Origin of the sequence: Rossellomorea vietnamensis (assembly GCF_008180615.1) — a bacterium.
Lineage (GTDB): Bacteria > Bacillota > Bacilli > Bacillales > Bacillaceae_B > Rossellomorea > Rossellomorea vietnamensis_D.
On record NZ_VTEH01000020.1, the window covers coordinates 1 to 23,368 of the forward strand.

At 43.1% G+C, this 23,368-nt stretch carries 17 protein-coding genes; 5 read left to right on the top strand and 12 right to left on the bottom strand.

The window, feature by feature from the left end; all coding sequences use genetic code 11:
• Positions 1 to 536: 536 nt before the first annotated feature.
• Complete coding sequence (locus FZC79_RS19455; RefSeq protein WP_252183404.1) at positions 537 to 848, bottom strand: DUF3889 domain-containing protein; 312 nt, start codon at positions 846 to 848, stop codon at positions 537 to 539.
• A 166-nt stretch (positions 849 to 1,014) separates the two neighbouring features.
• On the opposite strand from FZC79_RS19455, the gene FZC79_RS19460 reads away from it, so the two are divergent.
• Positions 1,015 to 1,269, top strand: a complete 255-nt coding sequence (locus FZC79_RS19460; protein WP_148940975.1) for a YhdB family protein — start codon at positions 1,015 to 1,017, stop codon at positions 1,267 to 1,269.
• Between the two features lie 524 nt (positions 1,270 to 1,793).
• On the opposite strand, the gene FZC79_RS19465 is transcribed toward FZC79_RS19460, so the two are convergent.
• The 7 genes from FZC79_RS19465 to FZC79_RS19495 form a co-directional block, all read right to left on the bottom strand.
• The gene (locus tag FZC79_RS19465; protein ID WP_148948385.1) at positions 1,794 to 6,137 is read right to left on the bottom strand and encodes a S8 family peptidase; all 4,344 of its coding nucleotides are present in this window, start codon (positions 6,135 to 6,137) and stop codon (positions 1,794 to 1,796) included.
• 837 nt (positions 6,138 to 6,974) lie between these two features.
• Complete coding sequence (locus tag FZC79_RS19470) at positions 6,975 to 7,613, bottom strand: response regulator (protein WP_148948386.1); 639 nt, start codon at positions 7,611 to 7,613, stop codon at positions 6,975 to 6,977.
• A gap of 12 nt (positions 7,614 to 7,625) precedes the next feature.
• Positions 7,626 to 8,741, bottom strand: a complete 1,116-nt coding sequence (locus FZC79_RS19475) for a GAF domain-containing sensor histidine kinase (RefSeq protein ID WP_148948387.1) — start codon at positions 8,739 to 8,741, stop codon at positions 7,626 to 7,628.
• 373 nt (positions 8,742 to 9,114) lie between these two features.
• Positions 9,115 to 9,843, bottom strand: coding sequence for an SDR family oxidoreductase (locus FZC79_RS19480; protein ID WP_148948388.1), 729 nt, complete (start codon positions 9,841 to 9,843; stop codon positions 9,115 to 9,117).
• A gap of 143 nt (positions 9,844 to 9,986) precedes the next feature.
• On the bottom strand, positions 9,987 to 11,732 hold the full coding sequence (locus FZC79_RS19485) for a phospho-sugar mutase (RefSeq protein ID WP_148948389.1): 1,746 nt from the start codon (positions 11,730 to 11,732) through the stop codon (positions 9,987 to 9,989).
• Positions 11,733 to 12,167: 435 nt separating this feature from the next.
• Positions 12,168 to 13,709, bottom strand: coding sequence for a bifunctional GNAT family N-acetyltransferase/carbon-nitrogen hydrolase family protein (locus tag FZC79_RS19490; protein WP_148948390.1), 1,542 nt, complete (start codon positions 13,707 to 13,709; stop codon positions 12,168 to 12,170).
• 62 nt (positions 13,710 to 13,771) lie between these two features.
• The gene (locus FZC79_RS19495; RefSeq protein WP_148948391.1) at positions 13,772 to 14,323 is read right to left on the bottom strand and encodes a hypothetical protein; all 552 of its coding nucleotides are present in this window, start codon (positions 14,321 to 14,323) and stop codon (positions 13,772 to 13,774) included.
• A gap of 178 nt (positions 14,324 to 14,501) precedes the next feature.
• On the opposite strand from FZC79_RS19495, the gene FZC79_RS19500 reads away from it, so the two are divergent.
• The 3 genes from FZC79_RS19500 to FZC79_RS19510 all read left to right on the top strand — a co-directional run bounded on the left by FZC79_RS19500 (position 14,502) and on the right by FZC79_RS19510 (position 16,891).
• Positions 14,502 to 14,930 (top strand): disulfide oxidoreductase, encoded by a 429-nt coding sequence (locus FZC79_RS19500; RefSeq protein WP_148948392.1) that lies wholly within the window; start codon positions 14,502 to 14,504, stop codon positions 14,928 to 14,930.
• Positions 14,927 to 15,394, top strand: a complete 468-nt coding sequence (locus FZC79_RS19505) for a thioredoxin family protein (protein ID WP_148948393.1) — start codon at positions 14,927 to 14,929, stop codon at positions 15,392 to 15,394. The genes FZC79_RS19500 and FZC79_RS19505 overlap by 4 nt, the downstream gene beginning before the upstream one ends.
• 585 nt (positions 15,395 to 15,979) lie before the next feature.
• Positions 15,980 to 16,891, top strand: a complete 912-nt coding sequence (locus FZC79_RS19510) for a nuclease-related domain-containing protein (RefSeq protein WP_252183406.1) — start codon at positions 15,980 to 15,982, stop codon at positions 16,889 to 16,891.
• A gap of 540 nt (positions 16,892 to 17,431) precedes the next feature.
• On the opposite strand, the gene FZC79_RS19515 is transcribed toward FZC79_RS19510, so the two are convergent.
• Entirely contained in the window at positions 17,432 to 17,827 is a 396-nt protein-coding gene (locus tag FZC79_RS19515; protein WP_148948394.1) for a DUF5365 family protein, read from the bottom strand.
• Positions 17,828 to 18,001: 174 nt separating this feature from the next.
• On the opposite strand from FZC79_RS19515, the gene FZC79_RS19520 reads away from it, so the two are divergent.
• Positions 18,002 to 18,913, top strand: coding sequence for an RluA family pseudouridine synthase (locus FZC79_RS19520; protein WP_148948395.1), 912 nt, complete (start codon positions 18,002 to 18,004; stop codon positions 18,911 to 18,913).
• 60 nt (positions 18,914 to 18,973) lie between these two features.
• Here FZC79_RS19520 and wrbA read toward each other — a convergent pair whose 3' ends face one another.
• The 3 genes from wrbA to helD form a co-directional block, all read right to left on the bottom strand.
• Entirely contained in the window at positions 18,974 to 19,579 is a 606-nt protein-coding gene (gene wrbA, locus FZC79_RS19525) for an NAD(P)H:quinone oxidoreductase (RefSeq protein WP_148948396.1), read from the bottom strand.
• 292 nt (positions 19,580 to 19,871) lie between these two features.
• Positions 19,872 to 20,702, bottom strand: coding sequence for an aldo/keto reductase (locus tag FZC79_RS19530; RefSeq protein WP_148948397.1), 831 nt, complete (start codon positions 20,700 to 20,702; stop codon positions 19,872 to 19,874).
• 132 nt (positions 20,703 to 20,834) lie between these two features.
• Positions 20,835 to 23,105, bottom strand: coding sequence for an RNA polymerase recycling motor HelD (gene helD / locus FZC79_RS19535; RefSeq protein WP_148948398.1), 2,271 nt, complete (start codon positions 23,103 to 23,105; stop codon positions 20,835 to 20,837).
• Between the last annotated feature and the right edge of the window lie 263 nt (positions 23,106 to 23,368).

Below are 23,368 nucleotides of genomic sequence, written 5' to 3' on the forward strand. Positions count from 1 at the left end.
TACTTTTAACAATTGCTTATAACATTCTAAAAACAAAAGAACCCTATCAGGAACTAGGCCCTGATTATTATCAGCAGAAAGAACAAAACAAAGACCAAAAAATAATTCAATATCTAAAGAAGAAAGGCTACAACATAGAATTGAGAGAAGATAAGTCTGCCTAATAATCAATAAGTAATAAATTAGCTAACAGATGATCCTTGGCCCCCAAAAAAATGAGAAGATGGAGGGCTTAGCTTAGTGTTGCCTTCTGGCCAAAGGAGTTTTCATACAAAGAGCTATATAAAAAGTATAGTATTTATTATTTTAAAATTCCAATAAAACACAATATAGCGAGTAGAAAGCAGCAGTAGCACTCACCTCAAGCTTTAAAACCAAGGTGGGAAAGGATGTATTACCAACGCCTCCGAGGGACAACAAGCCAAAAAAATTCCGCAGTTCATGTACCCGCTCTGCCTCTTAGCTTCTCAAAGTGTACAAAAAAATGATGCACCCCGCTTATTAAGCAAGATACATCAAATTCGGTAAACATCCACCTATTTTACTTCAATCACTGAGAGGCTCAATTCGGTTGGCTTTGCAGGATTATGCACAACGTTCACTTTGACAATTATTTCCTTGCTCCCTTTTACAACTTCAAAAGTAAAGCTGTCTTGAACCTGGCCGCCGGATAGTGTTTTCCTGCCATCATATTTGTAATCCGCCAGTTTTTCTCCTGTGTAATCTTCTTTGACAACCGCTGTTGCAATGCGGCCGAATTTTTGATAATCAGGCTGCTGTGCCAGGGCTGGCTGAACCGACAAAAGGAGTAATGCCATGGAGATAATAGAGATCCATTTTTTCATCATTGCTTCACCTCTGCATATAATTTCATCCTTAATATGCTTTTTTATTTTGAACACTATTCATCCAATAGAAGGAAAGCCTTTAAGGACAAGATAACCAACTTTTTCAGTGAAATTCTCAAGCCTTCGCGAACATACTACTAGTAACCCTTCAGAAGGAGGGAGTTTATTGAATAAAGTTGATTATGACAGAGCTTTGTACTATACACACCGCAGTGAATGGGATAACCTTCTCATTCTTATGGTACGGACGAAAGATGATCTTTTAGCCAAAAGAATTGAGCAGTTTCTGCATGCTTACCATTTTTCCCGTGATTACTCAATCATTGAACAAAACATGTATACCCTTCTCAGATATATTGAGCACGCCAACCTGACTGCCAGTGAAAGAGAACCAATGGAAGAACATGCAATGAAAATATAGGATTCCACCAATCCTGCGGGCTGATTCGTTCAGCCCGCTTTCATTTTTGAAGAAGAGGTGACATGTGAAAGACATACATAAATCAAAAAATATTACCGGCAAATGTCGTAGAACAGTCAAAATATTTTTAACAAGAAAGGTTAGGCTGTGAAGTACAGAGTGGCGGGTGACAAGGGAAGGTTTCACCGGTCTTGACCTACACAGAATCACTGGAAGATGTGCAGCCAAATAAACCGGTAAAAGTGACGGAAACAGGGTTTGATCTGTGTTGTAATACATAATATTGGAAGTCACTGAACAAGCTTTATTAAGTGGTTGTTGCTGTTCGGTCTTGTGTTGAGGAGGAGAAAGGTTCCTGGAAGAAATTGATGCTTGCTGGATTGCGTTAAGCGGCACCGACAAAGGTTGGCTTGGAACTTCGTTTGCTGTCTTTCTCTAACGAAAAGGGAGCTGCAAACAGCTTATGAAACATCTCAAGAAAAGCAAAAAGGAGAGCCAATCAATCGGCTCTCCTTCCTTACTGTTTATTTCTTTGTATTGATATACAGCTTGCCTTCTGCTCTCTTCGTGCTCACATTTCCAAACTCATCAGATACCTTCACTTCGATGACAGCACCAGGTGCTTTGACATTCGAGGTGGCAGTATAGTATCCGACATAGTGTCCTTCCGATGTTTCCATCATAGGCAATTCAGTGGCATTCGCAACAAGAGATTTGGCATTTGTCAGCGGCATATGAATCACAAACGCTGCATCTAATCCAGGTTCACTGTCAAATTCGATCTTAACTGATTCACCTTTTTTCAGCTGTTTGTCTTCTCCCGGAAGAAGGTTGTCAATGGCCAAATCACCAAATTTCGCTTCCACTGTGACGGTTTGTTTCTTTTTGTTGCCGGCTTTGTCTTTGGCAATGACTTGAATGACGTTCTCACCTTCATTCAAAAGCATTCTATGGCTGAATTGACCTTCATTTACAGAAGCCTTTTGGCCGTTCACTTTTACCCATGCAAGGTTCTCATCGGCTACTGTTCCAGTTACGGTAATGGCTTCTTTATTTGTTTTGAGTCCTTCTTCTGGAGATGTGATCTCTAATTCAGGTTTTTCCTGATCGAGCGTGATTGTTACAGGCTCTGAAGGTCCTGTAGCGCCTTGCTCTGTCGATGCTTTGGCTGTGATTGTATTTTCGCCGGGCTGTAGTGCTGCCTCAGCCGAAAATGTACCATCCTCAGATGTTTGAACTGCAGCCACTTCTTCTTCTCCATTGAACACAAGAACTGTTGTAGATGGTGCCGATGTCCCTTCCACTGTGACTGTATCATTTTTAGTGAAGGATCCGTCTTTTGGTGAAGTAATCACTGGAGCGGTTACTTCGTAATTGACAGTTGCCCGGATCATGTAGTTTCCTTCATCTTCAGGTGATGGAGACCATGCCCCTCCAACCATCTGCCAGTTTCTTCCTGAGTACTCTCCATTTTCATCTGTACCGAGACCAGGTGAATTTGGATTTGCATGGGTCTGGATATAAACCATGTAGAAGTCACCTTCGACCATGATTCCATGCTGACTTAAATCAACATGTGTCCATTCGCCATTACGTAATGCAGCTGCATCAAAAGGACCAGCCACTTTCTTGCCTGGTGCACCGTCTGTACCTGAAGCATCATAGATGGCAACTTCAAACTCCGTTCCACCAGGTACTGGCCATTCCATATCCCAGAATCGGAACAATCCGCCTGTCACTAAGGCAGCTTCATTTCCATCTTCAAGGGACATCTTCACTGCCCAGCCATTTCCGGCAGCATTGAAGGCGCGGGCATTTTCAGCTGTTCCGTCATCATAGGAGATTTCACCTGGGTAGCCGATGAATGGTTCCAAAGAGACATCCGCACCGGTAGTTTCTCCGCCCTCAACCGTTATGGTAACTTCCTGGCTGTTGTAGTATGGAGCAACAACTTTCAGCGTATATTCTCCTTCATAAGCATTAAGTTCGTATACACCGTTCTCATTGGTTTCAACCGGTTCCACTACTGCATCTTCCAGAAGGAAAATAGTTGCTCCTTCAACCGGTTCTCCAGAAGCCTGATTTGTTACCGTACCCGTCACAGTTCCTCTAGGAATTTCTTCAAGAGTGAAATTGGCCGTTGATACTGCACCCTCTTGAATTGTCACACTTTGAGATTGCGATCTGTAGCCATAAGTTGATGCCTGCAGTGTAAAATCGCCAGCTGCATGCGTCATAGAGTAAGATCCGTCAGCAGGATTTGTGTAGACAGAGCGCCCAGTTTCAAGCACATTCACTTCTGCCTGTAATGGAAGAAGCACTGGCGCAGGACTGCTGTCTTCCGGTACACCCGCAGATTTCTTAACTGCTACAGTAATCTTGTTTGGATTCACTTTCGGTTTTTTAGAAACAGAAGCAGATGGTTCATCCTTTGATTTCAGTCCAAGATTCTTTTGCTTGGAAGGAAGGATGGATTCACCGCTCAATTTCACATCGTCTAAATACCAGCCCTGTTTCACGACACTTCCATCAGTCGTTACATTAAAGGCGATATAAATCCGCTGTCCGGCATATTCACTAAGATCAACTTCTCCATCAACCCATTCTCCCGTGTCTCCATTTACGCGAAGTACTTGAGTCCAGTTTTCCGCGTCTGTAGATACGAAGACGTGTCCGTAATCGTAGTTGTTCTCAAGTTCATGCCATTGCTTGAACTGCAAGAATGAGTTTCCTTCAGGCAGATCTACAGGAGGCATTTGCAGTGACATGTTAGCACTGTTAGCATACGTTCCTGCCAGGCTTGTGGCAAAAACATTTTCCCCTGAAACAGCTGTACCCGGTCCGTTTTCAGGTACTCCGCGTTCCCAGCTGTTCTGCTCTCCATAAGAAGTCCAGCCTGCCGGATTGGATTCAAAGTCATGCTCATATCCAACTGAAATGCCGGGCAGAAGAGTAACAGTGTATTCCTCTGTCTCCACTTCATTTCCGCCAAAATCAAGTGCACTCCACTTATACGCTACACTTTCTCCGGTTAAGTCCTCGCCAGGGATTGAAGCTTCATAGGTTCCTGACGTGTGGTCGCCGGCCGTTCTTACAGCATCAATAGTCGTCCATTCACCAGAAGCATTTTGATACTGCAGTGTCACATTGGTTACACTGATATTATCGGCTGCTTCCGCTTGAAGAGGAAGATTCATTTGGTTGAAAGCTTCACCAGGAGCTTCATGACTGATTGAAGGCGCTTCTGAATCATCGCCTTCTTTTGATACCTGACCTTCAACTTGACCGATTCCGCTCATAACCGAAGAGACGGCATCGAAAGCATTGACCAATCCTTTTCCATAGCCATTGTTCGGTGACTCCGGGAAGGTGCTATCTGTTAATGGTACAGCTGTATTCAACAAAATTTCTTCCATTTCATCAACGGTAAGGCTTGCATCAACCTGTCTTAATAGTGCAGCAACAGCTGAAACATGCGGCCCCGCCATGGAAGTGCCGTTCCACCCTCCTTCATAATTGCTGCCAGGGACTGCAGACCGAATATTCACGCCAGGTGCAGAAATGTCCGGCTTTACCTCATCATAAGGTGAAGGGCCTTGAAGAGAGAAGCTTCCCAATTGATCATTTATGTCTGTCGCTCCTGTAGCAAAAGATTCAGGGTAATTTGCTGGAGTAGCAATTGATCCTGGACCTCCCGGATTAAAGAGCGTCGTGTTGCCAGCGGAAAATTCCGGAAAGATTTCAGCTGCTCTCCAGGCTTCCACCATTGGACGGTACCATTCATCCAGTCCTGATCCTCCTCCCCAAGAGTTGTTGACAACATCAGGCGCCATCTCTGGATGGGGATTTCCTTCTGCATCCTTTGGAGCCAAAATCCATTCTCCTGCGGCAAGAAGGTCCGCATCAGTGCCTCCATCAGCAGTGAACGCCTTGACAGCGATCCACTTCGCTCCCGGGGCAACTCCGATTTGATTGCTGCCATCCGATTCTGCACCGACCATTGTTCCTGTCACGTGAGTACCGTGACCTTGATCATCATAAGGTGCAGATTGGCCTGCTGTAGCATCGAACCAGTTGAATTCGTTTTGTGGCGAGTCAGGGTTTTGCGGGTCGAACCCACGATACTTTTCCTTCAGCGCAGGGTGATTCCACTGAACACCTGTATCGATCGATGCAACGACTGTCCCTGCACCGTCAATTCCCATATCCCATACTGCCGGAGCACCAACCCGGTCGATATTCCACTCGATGTTGGAAGGTGAGTTCTGTGCACTCTTTTCCTTTACTGCAGCACTTGTAGAAGCTTCAGTTTTTACTGGCTGGATAAGCTGGCGCGTCTCATTAGGCATAATTTTCTCCACTTCAGAAAATGCCGCAATTTCTTCCATAACCTCTTTTGTACTCGTCACAGCCATGCCGTTTACTACATAAAAATCTTTTACTTCTTTGACGGCTCCGGACTTTTTCTGTTTCGTTAAGTATTTTTTCACTTCTGCCTGAGTCTTAAGTGCAGTTGAGCGAAGTTCCGAAACGACCATGTTCCGCTTTAATAACTTTTGGCCATTTGCCGATAGCTTTTGTTTCTTCGCACTATCAGCTGCACTCTTCGCTATAGCTGCAGGATCGGCCTGCTCCTTGAACTTCACTAGATAGGTTACATGCTTATCTTTTTTAAATTGGTCTTGTAATTTGGATGTTATCTTGGATTGAGGTTTAATCTTGGCTGTTTCATTTGCTGAAACGGAAGGCCTTTCTTTTGCCTGTGCGGGATTCGCTGCTGCTGAATTGGGTGGAAACATCAAAGGAATAAATAGTACAAGTGTCAGTACAATGGACAACCATTTTACTCTGTTTCTTCTTCCTCTCATTCAATTCCCTCCTGATATAAGTTTGGCAATTCCAGTCATGGTCTCCTTTCGATTTATTCACCTGGAATTATGTAGGTGTTGTACCAAAGATACCCAAACCAATATGTTGAAGGTTGTATTATTGTGTCGACCAATAACTGAATATTCAGAAAATAAACAGAAAGTTACATTGCTCTCTTTTTTTTATAAGCCAATAGCAGGAGAAATTTTATAACTTCAGGCATATAACAGCCAAGTCGTAATCAATGAATAGGTAGATAGGAGTTTTTTTGAATTCCCGAATATCGTAATTTTAATAAAAGAGGATATTTGGTTCAGGGGCGGAAAGATGAATAATAGGAGGTGGTATTTTATACCAGATGAAGACAGAATTTATAATTGATAAAAATTCCCAAAAGAATATTGTGCTGTTTTATCCCGGGTTTGAGCTGGCTTTGAAAATCAAAATGTGACTTATCTCACAACCCAACAAAGGAGGCATGGATCTTTAAGCGTATAGAAAAGCTCAATTTGGATGCATCCTCTTGCAGCCAGCCCCTTCACTTACTGGGTAACACAGAGCAGTCTTCAAGTTGAAGCAATCTCTCCCACACTTGTTTTACCAATGCTGCGGGGAGATTTCCTTCATTACTCAGGTGTCCATACTATCTAAATTCGTTTCCAACAAGGGTACGCCTTCACGGCTATAAGCCTTACCGTCATAGGACTTATACCCCGGCAGAAGTTTACATATATATCCAAATGACTATAAAGGAATAAATCGCAGCTTGCACTCTTATTAATGTCTCATATGCCGCTGAAACTCTTTCTGGCAAAACCTCCCCCCTTGTTAAGGTCTTACTCCCCCAATTTATGCTTGACCGCATAGAGGGCTGCCTGTGTCCGGTCTGCCACCTCAAGTTTTGCAAAGATATTAGAGATATGGGTTTTGACTGTTTTCTCAGTGATAAAGAGGCTGGAGGCAATTTCTTTATTGCTTTTGCCTTTGGTCAGTTGAAGCAAAACATCTTTTTCCCGTTTCGTAAGCTGATGAATTTGATGAGGAAGCTGATGATTACGCGATACCCTTTTCAACAGGTGGTTTGTTGCCTTTGAATGAAGAGAATTTTCCCCGCGTACAAGCTTCCGGATGGATTCAACCAGCTCATCCGGTTCAATATCTTTCAGCTGATATCCTGATGCCCCTGCTTCAATTGCGGGAATAACATGATCTTGATCGGAGAAGCTTGTCAGCATCATAATCTCTATATTTTCATGAGATTTTTTAATGAGTTTTGTTGCTTGAATCCCATCCATCTCCGGCATGACCAAGTCCATCAGAATCAAATCAGGCTGAAGTTTCTCCGCCAACTCTACTGCTTCCCTGCCATTCGCTGCTTCTCCAACAATTTCAATATCCTTTTGTGTCTTCAGAAAAAAAACGAGTCCTCTTCTAACCACATGATGGTCATCCGCAATCAGCACACGTATCGTCATATATCTTCCTCCTTAATATGGAATCTTCACTACTATTTCTGTACCGGTCCCCGGCTCGCTCTTCAACTGAAATCGACCTTCAAGCTGGTTCACTCGTTCCTGCATACCCCTGATGCCCATCGAGGGGATGAATTGAACAGGGATATAATGAAATCCGCATCCAAAATCTTTAATCTTCAGAGTCACAAGATTGGGAGAGGCATTAAGCTGGAAATAAATCGCTTCTTCTCCAGAATGCTTCTTGGCATTATTAATGGCCTCCTGTCCGATTCTCCAAAGTGCTTCTTCAATTTTCGATGGAAGGGCGACAACTCCATCCACCTTCACTTCCACGTTCATTCCAAGCATTTCCCCATACCCATTCAGTGCTTCGCTGAGGCCGTTTTCAAGTCCATGAGGCTTCAGCTGCCAAATCAATGCCCTCATTTCAGTCAAGGCTTCCTGCGCAAGGCCTTGAATAGTTGTAAAAGTTTCCTTCACTTGCTCATCCTCGCTCAGCAAGGTCCCTCCTCTGGCAGTCAAAGTCAGTGAAAACAGCAATTGATTTACAGAGTCATGCAAATCCCTCGCCAATCGGTTTCTTTCCTGCATCAGCGCTATCTCCTGTTCTTTCTTGGTTAAAACAATCCTTTTAATTGCCGACCCGATTTGAAAAGCTACAGATTCCAACAGAGCAAGTTCGTGCTCATGAAAATGAGTCTTTCCAGGAGCTGCTACATTCAGCAGTCCAAATGATTCTTTTCCTGATTGAAGCGGAACCGTTGCATGGTACTCTATATTCCCTGTATCACCCTTATTTTGCGCAATCGATTTTTCAATTCTCTGGCATTCAATGATATTGGAGGCCTTGGTCAATTTACCGGTTCGAAACCGGTTGACACACCAGCAGCCTCCATTCTTTAAGAGGCTACATCCATCATCAGATAAGGATGAAGGAATGTTATGATAGGCTTCCAGCGAATGTCCCTTCTCCTTGTTTATAAAAAAGATCCAGCCTGTTGTAAACTCGGTACCGTTCAGGAAGACCTGAAGAGCACACGAAAGCATCTTCTCCAATTCCGTCTCTTCATTAAGGAGTTCGGCAATCTTTTTTAATAAGTGTATGTTGGCGTTATTCTCTATGTTCAAAAGGCTGACCTCCTTTATAAAAAGCTCTAAACACTCAGATTCTGCTGCACTACAATAAGATAACTATCGTTCGGGAAGGTTTTTATACCCCATAACCGCCTTATATAACAGTATATTAATTCCCCCTGCCCAGGGTATCGCCTAGAAGCAGGATTCCCTTCTACGACTTTAGTTGCAGAACATATTTTCAACTTCGACTTTCCATGAGTTAATAACGTCTGCCCGTGCTGGACAGCGGCAACGGAAATATTATTTCTATATGAACCTAGTTGACTTCATTTTAATGACAGAGACTCCAGTCGGTGGGAATGGTCTCCAGACTAGTTAAAAAATCACCAGGCGTAATGAAACCTGCCTGGTGCAGCCGCAATCCTCAGCTTATTGGGTAATCTTGTACCAGAGGATGAATTTTCATCTCATCGATCACCATGTGCTTGGGTGCTGATGCCATATACAATACAGCGCTGGCTATATCTTCAACCTTCAGCAAATCCCCCTTTTCGGGCAGCCCCTGGGTGGAGCCGGCAAAGTACGTATCCACCATTCCGGGATTCACTGTGCCCACTCTTATACCGTGTTCTCTTACTTCCTGAGCCAGCGAACCGCAGAACCCTTGAACCGCGTACTTACTGGCGACATAGGCAGAACCATTAGGAATGGTGTAACGGGCAACATCTGAAGTGATGGTGATGATGGTGCCTGACTTCTGCAGCTTCATATAAGGAAGGACTGCTTTGGAGAAGTAAAACACTCCGTGCACATTGACATCAAACAGTTTTTTCCACTCTTCAGAGGTTACTTCCTCAGTTGGTTTAAAGAAGCCGATTCCCGCATTATTTACAAGGAGGTCGACCTTTCCAAACTTATTGACCGTTTCCTCAGCAGCTCTCGACACATCCTGCTCATTTCCTGCATCTGCTTGAATAGAGTAAATTTCATTGTAGCCTTCAGCCTTTAACTTTCCTGCTGTTTTATGTATTTGCTTAGAACTTCCGACTACAGAAACTTTAAAAGAGTTTCTTAATAATTGTCGTGCAATTTCAGTCCCTATTCCTCTGGAAGCACCTGTTACGATGGCGACTTTATTTCCCACGGCAAACATCCTTTCCTGATGTAAAATCACAGCAAGCCTGTCAGCCCTTAGCTGGTGCTGGGTTAGGCAGCAATTGAACAACACCCCGCTGCTGCGTCATATGTATAATATTTTCACTGAAAACCCCTAAAAAACAGGAAAAGGCAAATGCCTTATCCTGCGAAAGAGTTCACCATATTTTCGATTTTTTCCATAAGCGCCTTCTTCAGTCCCTCTAACTTTTCCTGACTTTGCTCGAGGGATTTACCAGTGACGCTGAAGTAAAACTTGATTTTAGGCTCCGTGCCTGAAGGACGAAGGCAGATCCATGAACCGTCTTCAAGGAAATATTTGATCACGTTGGATTTCGGAAGTGAGATCGTTTCTTCCAACCCATCCTCAAGCCTCGTGCTCAAGCTTGTTTTGTAATCCTCCACTTTTGCCACGGCAAGTCCCTTGATTTCTTTAAGAGGCTCTTCCCTGAAGGATGAAAGGATAGACTGAATCTGCTCTGCACCTTCTTTTCCTTTTAACGTCAGTGACTCCAGACCCTCTTGGTAATACCCGAATCGCTCATAAAGATCTAAAAGGGCATCATACAGCGTTTTGCCCTGCTGTTTGAAGTATGCAGCTGCTTCGACAGCCATTAACACAGCCTGAACTGCATCCTTATCGCGGGCGAAGTCTCCGATCAAATAACCATAGCTTTCTTCGTAGCCAAACAGGAACTGATACTCTCCGGACTCTTCATAGTTTTTGATTTTTTCACCAATGAATTTAAAGCCTGTCAGGACATCCTCGACAGACGCGCCGTAGGACTCGGCTACTTTTCTGCCAAGCTCGGAGGTTACGATCGTCTTAAACACTCTTCCATTAGCCGGGATCATGTTCTTCTCTTTTTTCCTGCCGAGAATATAATCAATCAGGACCGCTCCTGTTTGGTTGCCTGTCAGCAGGACGTACTCTCCATCTTTGTCCTTTACAGCCACGCCAAGACGGTCTGCATCTGGATCAGTGGCAATGAGGATATCCGCATCCTTTTCTTTACCATCACGGATCGCAAGCTCAAATGCTGCCTTATCCTCTGGGTTCGGCGATTTCACTGTCGAGAATTCAGGATCAGGGACAGACTGTTCTTTGACAATATGGACGTCCGTATAGCCTAATGCATCCAGCCCTCTTTCAACCATCTTTAAAGCTGTGCCGTGCAGCGGCGAAAACACGATGCTCAGGTCTGTTTCCTTTGAAATCTGAGGTTTCTCTGAGATTGAGAGAAGGTGCTCAAGATAGGATTGATCAATTTCTTCCCCAATCATTTTGATAAGACCCTCTTCTTTTAATTCATCTTCAGATTTCACATCGATTCTAAGTTCATTTTCAATTTCATTCACTTTGGCAATCACTTCATCCGCTTCTTTTGGGGGAAGCTGCGCACCATCTTCACCATACACTTTATATCCGTTGTATTCCGGCGGGTTATGGCTTGCTGTCACCACAATCCCGGAGTAGGCTTTCAGAGATCTCACGGCAAAAGAAAGCTCTGGTGTCGGCTTCAATTCATCAAACACGTATGTCTGGATACCGCGGGAAGCCAACGTTTTCGCTGCCTCCATTGCAAACTCAGGAGACTTATGGCGGGAATCATAAGCGATTGCCACACCGCGCTTCTTCGCTTCTTCTCCATGAGACAAGATGTATTGAGCTAAGCCTTCTGATGCTTTTCGTACTGTATAGACATTCATTCGGTTGATGCCTGCACCGATTTCTCCGCGCATGCCGCCTGTTCCAAACTCTAAATCTTTATAAAACGCATCTTCCAGACTCTTTTCATTGTCTTTCATTTCAGTCAAAAGACTGCGCATTTCCTGGTCAAGTTCCTGATGGGAATCCCATTTCTCCCAAGCCGTTTTCCAATTCAAGTTAATCTCCTCCTGTCGATGACTTACTATATGTAATTCTTGGTGGATGACCCTTTTCCTTTTAAAAGAATCCGCCTTTTTTTGACAAAGCTGTTTTTGTTTGATGGCTGCTTTTGATTTACCTATAATACTTAGACTCTTCCTAAACTCTTCTCCAGCCCGGAATCGGACGCTGGAACTGGACCACTCGCTGGATTTGAAGGGTCTCAAGCGGCTTCCCTTCCAATCCCTTTTAAAAGATGTGGCAGAAAGATAGCAAAAAACCAATCCTTGAAAAAGAGCGTTTGACAACCTTTTCATTCGTTTCATTTTAACATAAAAAAGGGTATTTTGGGCGGTATGCAAATAGGTCATTTCGAAGACTCCACCATGTAAAAACAGCACACAATTCTCTCCTTCTCAAAAAAAGACCGCTAATCAGCGGCCTTTTCATTGTTATCTGTTATATTTTACTCCATAAACATCATGGCGGCGGTCTTTCAGCTGTCTGACAGTACCAGATTGGCGCTGGCGCCTGAGGACTTCAAGGTCGACATCACCAATCATCACCATTTCGATATTCGGATTCGTTTCTCCGACTATGCCGTCACGGGCAAACTCAAAGTCTGAAGGAGCGAAAATCCCTGACTGTGCGTATTGGATATCCATATTCTCGGTCTGAGGAAGATTTCCAACTGTACCGGAAATGACTGTGTAAATTTGATTTTCAACAGCACGCGCCTGTGCACAGTAACGGACCCTGAGGTACCCTTGACGGTCTTCCGTACAGAAAGGCGTGAAGATAATCTTGGCTCCCCGGTCAGTGGCGATGCGCGCGAGCTCCGGAAACTCAATGTCATAGCAAATTTGGATGGCGATTCTGCCGCAGTCTGTATCAAAGACTTTGACACGGTCGCCAGGACTGATTCCCCACCATTTCCGTTCATTCGGTGTGATGTGAATCTTATACTGCTTTTCTATTGTTCCATCACGGCGGAACAGATAAGCAATGTTGTAAATCTCATCGTCTTCCTCTTTAACGAAGTGAGAACCTCCAATGATATTGACATTGTAGCGGACGGCAAGATCTGTGAACAGTTCTATATATTCTTCTGTGTACTCAGTCAACTTGCGGATGGCCAAACTTGGTGACTTTTCATCAAGGAAAGACATCAGCTGGGATGTGAAGATTTCAGGAAAGACCACGAAGTCTGACTTGGCATCGGATGCTACGTCTGTAAAGTACTCAACCTGATTCGCAAACTCTTCAAAAGAGTTGATTTTCCTCATCATGTATTGAACGACACAAATTCTGACAGGGTAACTGGTTTTAAAATGCCTCTTGCTGGATGGCCGGTAATCAACATTGTTCCATTCCATCAAAGTGGCGTATTTTTTTGATTTCGTATCATCCGGCAAGTAGTTCGGGTTAATTCTCATAAGCGTGAATCCATTCATCAACTGAAATGAAAGTACCGGATCATAAATTTTATGCCTTGATACAGAATCAACATACTCTCTCGGTAACATCTCATCTGAATGCAAATGGAAATTAGGGATCCGTCCGCCTATGATGATGCTTTTCAGATTGAGCTGGCGGGCAAGTTCCTTCCTTGCTTCATATAAACGATGGCCGACCTTCATCCTGCGGTAATCAGGGTGAACCATCACTTCGATTCCATATAAATTGTAACCTTCAGGGTTATGATTGGTGATATACCCGTTATCCGTTACATCGTCCCATGAATGGCGGTCATCATATTCATCAAAGTTGATGACCAGGCTGGAACAGGAACCAATAATTTCTCCCTCCAGTTCCGCCACCAGCTGTCCTTCCGGGAATACCTCCAAATGGCTTTCCAGATGCTCCCTCTTCCAAGGCTCCATATCCGGGAAGCAGACACTCTGCATCTTGATGATATTCTCTATGTCCTTATGCTGCGTCTGCCTTATGATCATTTTTTTCTCAAACTGAGATAAATCCAGTTTTTCAGACATTTATCGTAACACTCCTTTTGCACTCATCTTTATGTTTTACCCTGAAAAAAGCAGGCCATAAACTAATAACCTGGCCGCCTGTGACATGGCTCTGTAATACCTGTGATTATAACGGGAATCCGTGTTTCTAAAGCTGCATTAACTCCCTCAGAAATCTCTGCATTAGTCAGCCACCGGGATTCTCCATCCTCTATTTTAAACCCTAAAATGATATGATGCATGTTTATTGACTGAAAATGATTTTCAGGAAGAGGCTGATACGCTGCCGAACTGCCATGCAGCCTGAAAACATCCAAGTGTCCGCAGGTTTTGCTTAAAAATTCCATGACTGCCTCAAAGGATTCCCCTGCCGAACTCCTCATCCATATCACAGCCTCATCAAACATTCCATTGAGTTTAATATGCTCCATCAAGGCTCTTATCAATGCGCTGGTGTCAAAATAATCCTCCTGAAGAAATGCCGCTTCCTGCTCCGAGAGGCCATACCTTTCCAGCATTCTGGTAAATTTCTCTCTCGACCTTGCCAGAACAGTAACCTTCTCGCCTTTTCTCACAAGGTGATCAACCACTCCGCCAAGCATTCCTGTGCCGCCGATAATCAAGGTCCTCTTCACACCCAGCCACTCCTTTCTATTAATCCCCCTCAAAACGCAAAGCCATTGGGATAAAATACCCTATTTATAAAAGAGAATTATTTTTGTAAACTTTTATGATAAACTCAGTACAAGAGGTTTTACTTTATCTGTTCACCCATACTATAATCTGAGGTAGAACAATTGAAAGGAAACAATCATGGATAAAAAAATAGAAAATCTGTTACTTACGGCATTCGCTGCCGCATTGATTGCCATGCTGGGAAGCTTGTACTTTTCTGAAATCAAACAGTATGAACCCTGCGTCCTTTGCTGGTACCAGCGCATCATCATGTATCCGATGGCTGTCATCCTCGGAATTGCTGCCGTGAAAAAAGATGCGTTCATAGCCATCTATACGCTCGTTTTATCCGGAATCGGCATTTTGACTTCCCTGTATCATTATTCTTTGCAAAAAGTCGATTTCCTCTATAATACCGCACCTTCATGCGGCCGCGTCCCATGTACGGGTGAATATATCAACTGGCTTGGATTCATCACGATTCCATTCTTAGCATTAACCGCATTCATCGTTATCTTTATAAGCAGCCTTTTACTTATCAAAACAGCAAGGGAGAATAAAGAATGAAAAAAGTCATCATCTTTTTAGCAGTCATTATCGGTATCTTCGCTGCCATCGCGGTCGTCACGACCATGCAGCAAAACCAGGCAGCAGAAGGCAATCCATACAATAAGGCAGACCTGGAACCAGCTACAATCGACCAGCTCGATGACCCCAACTATCAGAATCTGATTCTGCCGGATGAACTTCAAACCAAACTGGAAAATGAAGAGGATGTTACGGTCTACTTCTACAGTCCGACCTGCTCGCACTGTCAAGCTACGACACCAGTAGTAGCTCCGATGGCAGAAGACATGGGTATCGACCTCCTCCAATACAACGTCCTGGAATTTGAACAAGCCTGGAACCAGTTCAATATCGAAGGAACACCAACCATCATCCATTTTGAAGATGGTCAAGAAACAGCACGAATCGTAAGCTCTCAGCCTGCGGAAACGTTTGAAGCCTGGTTTAATGAAAATGTGAAATAGACTATAGTACACAAAACGCCCAGAGGCTTCTGGGCGTTTTTGTATTTGGCTCTTTTCGTAAACTTTGTTGCTATTCTATACTAATTCCAAAAAAACTAATCATAACTCACCTTAATAACCTGGTAATCATGATAAGAAAAGAGCTGCTTTCTTTGACTAGAGAGAAATCCCTTAGTATCCGGGGAAAAATCCGGCTCCTGGGATTTTTCCGAAAGCAACAATCTATGCGAAAACAGCCTTTTTTTTAAGAGCTTAGGAATGTTACTTGCAGGAAACAGATCAATAGAGGGCGAGGAAATTTTGGTCAACTACCGGCGTCTTGTTGCTATCTATGCAGGCTTCCTTAGCTTATTCAAGGGAGTTATAGTTAGAGACAAAAGCTATTGAGAAGAGGAAGATTGTTATGGTAGTAGAGATGAAGAATTTGTTTTTTGTTTTCACATATAATCTCCTTTTTGTGATTTGTATCTTATTATTGATCTTAACATAAATATTCCACAATATTTTCTTACCCACGCAAAGCTCCCTAAGAGGACTACTAAATGAAAAATATGGTAAAATCAAACTGAAAGGAGTGCTGCTGATTTGAAAATAAAGGAACGCACTGAATCAAAGGAATTAATTATTCTTAGAGCTGTAGATTCTCGTAAAAACTTAAATTACGAAGAGGAAAAGCATTTTTTTAACATTGAGAAAGGGTTCCTTGGTGAAAAACAATTCGATGAGTGGCTGCAGCCGGTTCTGAATGACAGGATTCTGCTGCCTGACATGCAGTTTATGAGGAACAGCAATTTTACTCAAATTGATACCATTCTCTTAACCTCACAGCTGAATTATCTTTTTGAAGTAAAAAACTATGAAGGTGACTTTATTTTGGAAGGAGACAACTTGAATAGGACTGATGGAATTGACTTTAAAAACCCTCTAATTCAGATGAAAAGAAACGAGCCACTAGTTCGCAATGTGTTTCAAAGCCTTGGTTGCAATATTCCAATAGTGTCTCTAGCTGTATTTGTAAACCCTTATTTTCACCTCTACAATGCTCCCAAAAACTTACCAATCATTTATCCCGCCCAGTTGCCGCGTTTTATTGAAAAGATCAATCAGAAACCCTCTCAGCTGAATAAAACCCAAATTGATCTTGCAAAAAAGCTGGTTTCTCGCACTCTGGCTGAGAATCCATATGAACGCTTACCGGTCTATAAATATGAGGAATTAAAAAAAGGTATTGTTTGTCCTTTCTGCGGCTGGTTTTACCGCTCTTATTCAAGGGTTCTGAAATGCGAGAGCTGTAATGGAAAAGAAGATTCACTTATAGCTGTATTACGAAGTTTGGAAGAGTTTAGACTATTGTTTCCGGATAGAAGGCTTAGTGTTTCGCAGGCGTTTGATTGGTGTGGAATTATTAAGGATAAGAAGACTATTAAGAACATTCTCTCTAAACACTTTAATTTGATCAAATTAGGGAAGGCTTCGTACTATGATGACTTAAACTGAACTATTTTAAATTTCATCAGCCTTTATTTACTATTAACGGTCCGTTATCTCTCTGTTTCTCCTATCTCATTGGCCCGTATCTACTCTTTACGGGCCGTTATCTCCCCGTTTTTCAATCTCATTGGCCCGTATCTACTCTTTGCGGGCCGTTATCTCCCTGTTTCTCCTATCTCATTGGCCCGTATCTACTCTTTGCGGACCGTTATCTCTCTGTTTCTCCTATCTCATTGGCCCGTATCTACTCTTTGCGGGCCGTTATCTCCCTGTTTCTCCTATCTCATTGGCCCGTATCTACTCTTTGCGGGCCGTTATCTCCCCGTTTTTCAATCTCATTGGCCCGTATTTCTTTGCGGGTCCCATGCCCCCAAACCAACAAAAAAAACCACCAAGCAAAAACACTCAGTGGTCGATTATCCTGCCGAAGCAGAATATAGAGGAGAATTACAAGATGAATCAATGAAGAGATTGGTGAAGATCTCTTCTTGATTATCTAATAGTATGCTCCTTCCTACATCTTTTATTCACACTTAACGAATTTTTTTAAACAAGCAGCTGGTTGGCCGGTTTGGCGTACACACTGACCTTGTCTTCATAGCTGAAGCAATCCCGGAAATGATTCAGATCAAATGGGAAGAAGAGATTGAAGCTCTTTAGGATAGATAGATTATGGTCGTACATTTCCTCGTAATCGGATTTCGTCGTATCCGCCTCGATTAAGGAGATAAGCGTCTGAAGACTCGAGATTACTTGGAATGCTTCTTTTAAGGTACCGTTATACCTGGTGTAATCCGTATCCGTATGTAATACTTCAAGCTGTTCAAATTGCTCGATTTCATCATCTGTAAAATAACGAGGGAAAATAGTACAATAAATATACGTAATAAGTTCTTGAATGGTTTCTTCCTGTTCCTCCGTGGAGGCCAATAGGATTTTCACTTTAAACCCACCTTTGTAACGTTTGTCATCTCTATGTAATAGTTATTCTTAGAATACCATAAATATAGTTCTTTCCGGGTGGTAATTATAGCCATGGTGACATCGGAACTAAATGATTTAAATGAATATATACCTATATAATAACGCTAACACATTGAAAAAAGGAGTTTTTTGATGAACGAACAGGGCAAAGGTCCTAATTTTATTATTTCCATTCCGTCTAAATGGGAGAATGTTACAGCCGAAGCGTTGATGCGGGTGGTTTGGCAGGCTCCCAAAAAAACGGTTCATCAACTGAGGATGGACAAAGCGGTCATGTTAAATGGCGTGCCCGTGAATTGGACATATCCACTCAGAAAAGGAGATAAACTTCACTTCTCAATCGAGGAAAAAGATTATGGGGTCATCCCTGCAGAGATGCCGCTCCGTGTACTTTACGAAGATGAGCATATGCTGATCGTCAATAAGCCAGCCGGGATGAACACACATCCCAATGATCCGGCAGTGGAAAAAGATACGCTTGCCAATGCCGCTGCCTGGCATCTTCAGCAAAATGGGGAAAAAGCAGAAGTGCAGCATATCCACAGGCTTGACAGGGATACAACAGGGGCTGTCATTTTCGCCAAGCATGCTTTGGTCAAAGGAATTTTAGACCGCCTTCTTGCGGAAAGAAAAATTAAAAGAACCTATTGGGCAATCGTCCAGGGGCTAATGAAAACGAAGAAAGGCACTATCAACCAGGCAATCGGCCGGGACAGGCACCATAATACACGCCGGCGGGTTTCTCCATCCGGCCAGGCTGCCACTACTCATTATCAAGTCCTGCAACTCAATAAAACCAAAGGGCTGAGTCTTGTGCAACTGGTTCTGGATACTGGAAGGACCCATCAAATCAGAGTTCATATGAGTGCAATCGGACACCCTCTTGCGGGGGACACGCTGTACGGGGGAAAATCAATCGTAAAGAGGCAGGCCCTTCATGCAAAGTATATTGAGCTGCTTCACCCGCTGACTGAGGAAAAGATATCCCTGGAGGCTCCATTTTTAGATGAAATTCCACTCTTCACTGTATTCTTTGATCTATAAGCAGCTTACAGACACAAAAAAACAGGCATCCAATCGGATACCTGTTTTTTTATAAATCGATTATTTTAAACCGTTTTTCACAGCTTCTGTTACAGCTACAGTACGTTTTGCCTGATGCTTGACAGCTGCTTGCACATCCTCGACCATGTTGCCTTCCTGATCGACTGTTACACTTGTGCCGTATGGGTTTCCGCCAGCTGCGAATAATACTGGGTCAGTGTAACCTGGTGCAGCAAGGATAGCACCCCAGTGCATCATCGTTGTGTAAAGGGCAAGGATTGTTTGTTCTTGGCCGCCGTGTGTGTTGGCAGCTGAAGACATTCCGCTCACTACTTTATTCGCAAGTTTGCCTTGTGCCCAAAGTCCGCCTGTGGAATCAAGGAACTGCTTAACTTGGCCAGGTACGTTTCCGTAACGTGTCGGTACACTGAAAATGATACCGTCTGCCCACTCAAGGTCATCTGTAGTTGCTACAGGTACGTCTTTTGTGTTTTCAAGATGCTGTTTCCAAGCCGGGTTGGAAGATACAGCTACTTCCGGTGCGATTTCTTCAACTCTTAATAGTTTTACTTCTGCACCAGCTTCTCTAGCCGCCTCTTCTGCCCATTGTGCAAGTTGATAGTTAGTTCCAGTAGAACTGTAGTAAATTACCGCGATATTCGCCATTTAAAATCTCTCCTTTTCCTTCTCTATATTTTTAACCTGGGGACAGGTTAAATTCTTCCCAATACATCTGGGTACTAGACCCATTCGCTACCTATTAATTTTCCCTATGTAGCCCGCAATAAACTTAATGAATTCGTTTATTACGAAAATATTTATCTTTAATTCGAGATAATTATATCGCTTATAGAGCTTGTCTGTCAAATGAGAAAATTAAATAATTTCGCTATGGTACTTTTATACGTTATAGCACTGAGAAGGACAGTCCCTCTCAGCGCTTTTGAAGCTGTATAGTTTAAAAATCAAAATTATCGGGATCGGCCCCGAATCTTTCGTCCATATTGAGTGAGTTGATTTGAGTCATGTCTTCGAGAGTAAGGCTGAAGTCAAAGATCTCACTGTTTTCTTTCATTCGGTTTACGTGGATCGATTTGGGAATGATGATGGTATTATTTTGCAAATGCCAGCGAAGAATGACCTGCGCCGGTGTTTTACCATGTTTATCGGCGATATGGTTCAAAGTCGGTTCTTCAAGAAGTTTTCCTCTTGCAATCGGTGACCATGCCTCTACCGCAATGCTGTTTTTAAAGCAGTATTCTCTTAGAGACTGCTGGCTTAACCGTGGATGAAGTTCCACTTGATTGATGACCGGTTTTTCATTGCTTGTCTTCATTAAGTCATCCAAGTGATGTTCCTTGAAGTTGCTGACACCAATCGCCTTGACAGTCCCTTCCTCATACAGCCGCTCAAGGGCTTTCCAGGTGTCTTTGTATTTCTCTGCCACAGGCCAGTGGATCAAATAGAGATCAAGGTAATCCATGTCCAGCTTTTTCATGCTGTCTTCAAAGGCTCTTAACGTACTATCATACCCTTGGTCAGTATTCCATACCTTGGAAGTAATGAACAGGTTTTCCCTTCCGACTGAGGATTCTTTTACAGCTTGGCCGACGCTTTCCTCATTATTATAGAGAGAGGCTGTATCGATAGATTTGTATCCTAAATCTATTGCCGTTTTAATAGCACTCACTGCTTCCTCATGGTCTTCCATTTGATAGACTCCAAGACCGAGATAAGGAATTTCCACCCCGTTATGAAGCTTAAAAGTGCTTTGCAGATTCTTAACCATTTGCATTACCTCCTTTTTTCTATTGTACAAATCCCATCATAAAAACGCTAAAAAAATGCCCTCTCCCGGCTCTCGCAGGAAAGGACTTTTTTCATACTATACTAATTCCGTTCGCTCTACATCCTAGGTGTTTTATTCCAACAAAAAGTCAGCTTTATCTTTTCCGAAAAAATACAGCCTGTGCAAGGGCCTGGTCATTCCGACATAAAGAAGTTTAATATCAAGCTCGTTTGCTTCACTATATTGTTCATCTATTGAGGCAATGATGACAGCATCAAATTCGAGGCCTTTTGATAGATAGGAAGGAACGACGACAATCTTATTTTTAGGAATGCTTTCCTGCTCGGCAAGAAGCTTCACTCCTTCAGGAAATCTATTTTCCAAGAGGGCAGCAATTTTTTCACAGTCCCTCATTGTTTTGCCTATTACAGCAAAGGTATGGAAATCCTCTTCTTTCCGCAGTTCGGAAATCAGCTTGGACAGCCTCTCTGTTAATTCTTCTTCCTCTGTATAAGAGAAGAATTCCGGCTTATTTCCATGCCTGACAACCGGTGTGACTTGTGGAAAGTCATTGGGCAGTTTTTTTAACAGTTTATTGGCTTCTCCCATAATTTCAATCGTGGTTCTGTAGCTTTTTTGCAGCTCCGTATAGGTCGCACGCGGAAAAATCTCTTTGTAAACGGGCTCCCATGATTTCAACCCGCGGTAGGAATGAATCCCCTGGGCAAGGTCGCCGACAAGGGTAAACATGTCCGTTTGCAATGCGGTTTTCAGTGCATACAGCTGCAGGTAACTGTAATCTTGAGCTTCATCAATGACGACGTTTTTTGCTTTGTAAAAAGGGTCGATCCCATACAGAGCGGTCTGCAGGTACAGCAGCGGAGCAAGGTCTTCCATCTCAAAGGTTTTTTTCTTTAACCTTTTCAAGGTGTATTCACAAATTTCCCTTGCCTGTGCAGTCGACAGTTTTTCGTTACTGTAATAAACGAGTTTATCCCAATCCGAGAATAATTCTTCATAATATCGAAAGAGTGATTTTTTCTCAAATTGCTTCATGTACTGAGTCAGGCCTGTTCTGATCGACTTTTGGACATCCTTCATTCTTTCCGCTTTTTTATCCAGTGCTTTCGAAATATACTCTTTTCGATTGGCAGCATATTTCTTATGGTAGAGTGCTTTTTCAATTTTTTCATCAAAAAATTTCTCCACTTTATCAACCATCATCTTCTTATTGGAACGCACATAGCTTTGCAGCAGCAGTTTCAATTTTTCAACTCTTCTATAGAGGGGCATGTACGTATAGTCATCTTTCAGAAGAGAGGTGAATTTCTTCGCAGAAAAAAGCCGGTACTTATCGATGACAAAATCCTCTTCTGGATAAAATCTGGTTTCAATGTCGGCTAGGTAGGCATCCAGAATCTTTCTGAAATCCCTTGACCCTTTCCAGCCCGATATCCAGGCGGCCTGCTTGGCTTCCTCATCTGTTTTTTCAATCAGACGGATCAGCTTGTTATCCTCAGCAAGCTTCAGTTCCTTTTCAAGGCAGGTCATGACGTAATCACTGAAGGTCGTCTGGCGCACTCTTTCCACTCCAAGTTCCGGCAGAGCCTCCGAGATGTAGTCGATGAACAGATTGCTGGGCGCAAGAATCATCAGCTGCCGCGGATCGAAATGCTGTTTGTAGTTGTAAATAAAATAGGAAATTCTGTGAAGGGCAATGGTTGTTTTCCCGCTTCCCGCTGCTCCCTGGACAATAATTGGTTTATTAAGATCGGCACGGATAATCCGGTTCTGTTCCTCCTGAATGGTGGAAATGATTTCGGTCAAGCGGTTGCTGGAGCTTTTCGAAAGAGACTCTTGAAGCAGTTCATCAGTAGTGGTCAAGTCAATATCCCGGATTTCTTCCAGGCTGCCGTCCTCGATCATATACTGCCTCTTCAATGATAGATTGCCCTGGTAGGTTTCATCTTCAGCTTCATAAGAAACCTCTCCAATTCGCCCCTCATAATAAAGGTTCGCAATTGGTGAGCGCCAGTCCACAATGATTTGCTCCTGGTTTTCACGCTGATAAAGCGACGTCTTTCCGATATAATGCCTCTCTTCTTCCTCAGAATCGTCATGTTTAAAATCAATCCTGGCGAAATAAGGTTTCTTCTTGGCTTTAAGAAGCGCTTCCAACTCTTCCTTCGACATCTCGAAAAAACTGGCGTTGGTTAGGATATCAATGTAGGCGGCGGAAGATTCCAGCCAGTCGACATCACCGAAGGCACTTTCTATATTCTCTTTGAATTTGTCTTTGCTTGTCTGGGCAGTTTGAATGACAACATCGATGTAGCGTTTCGTAAATTCGAGCCTGTCTTTTTCTTTAAGAAAATCGGGGTGGTATTGAGTTTCGTTCGTCATGTATTTCTCCTTTCCATGTGATTTCAGCCGCAATGGAGAAAGTTGACAATTATGTAGGCGTTTTAGTGAGCAGAAGAATATATTATCAGAAAAATATAACGAATACAATAACTATTCTCGGAAAAAAGATGGGTTACATGTTATTACGGTGTTAGTGTCACATAAATGGGCGCTGGTTACCCTAAGGTGTCCCTCGAAAACCCTATGAAGGACACCTGGACACTGTTTTTCCACTTCAGGTGGCTCTCATGGCTTCCACGAAG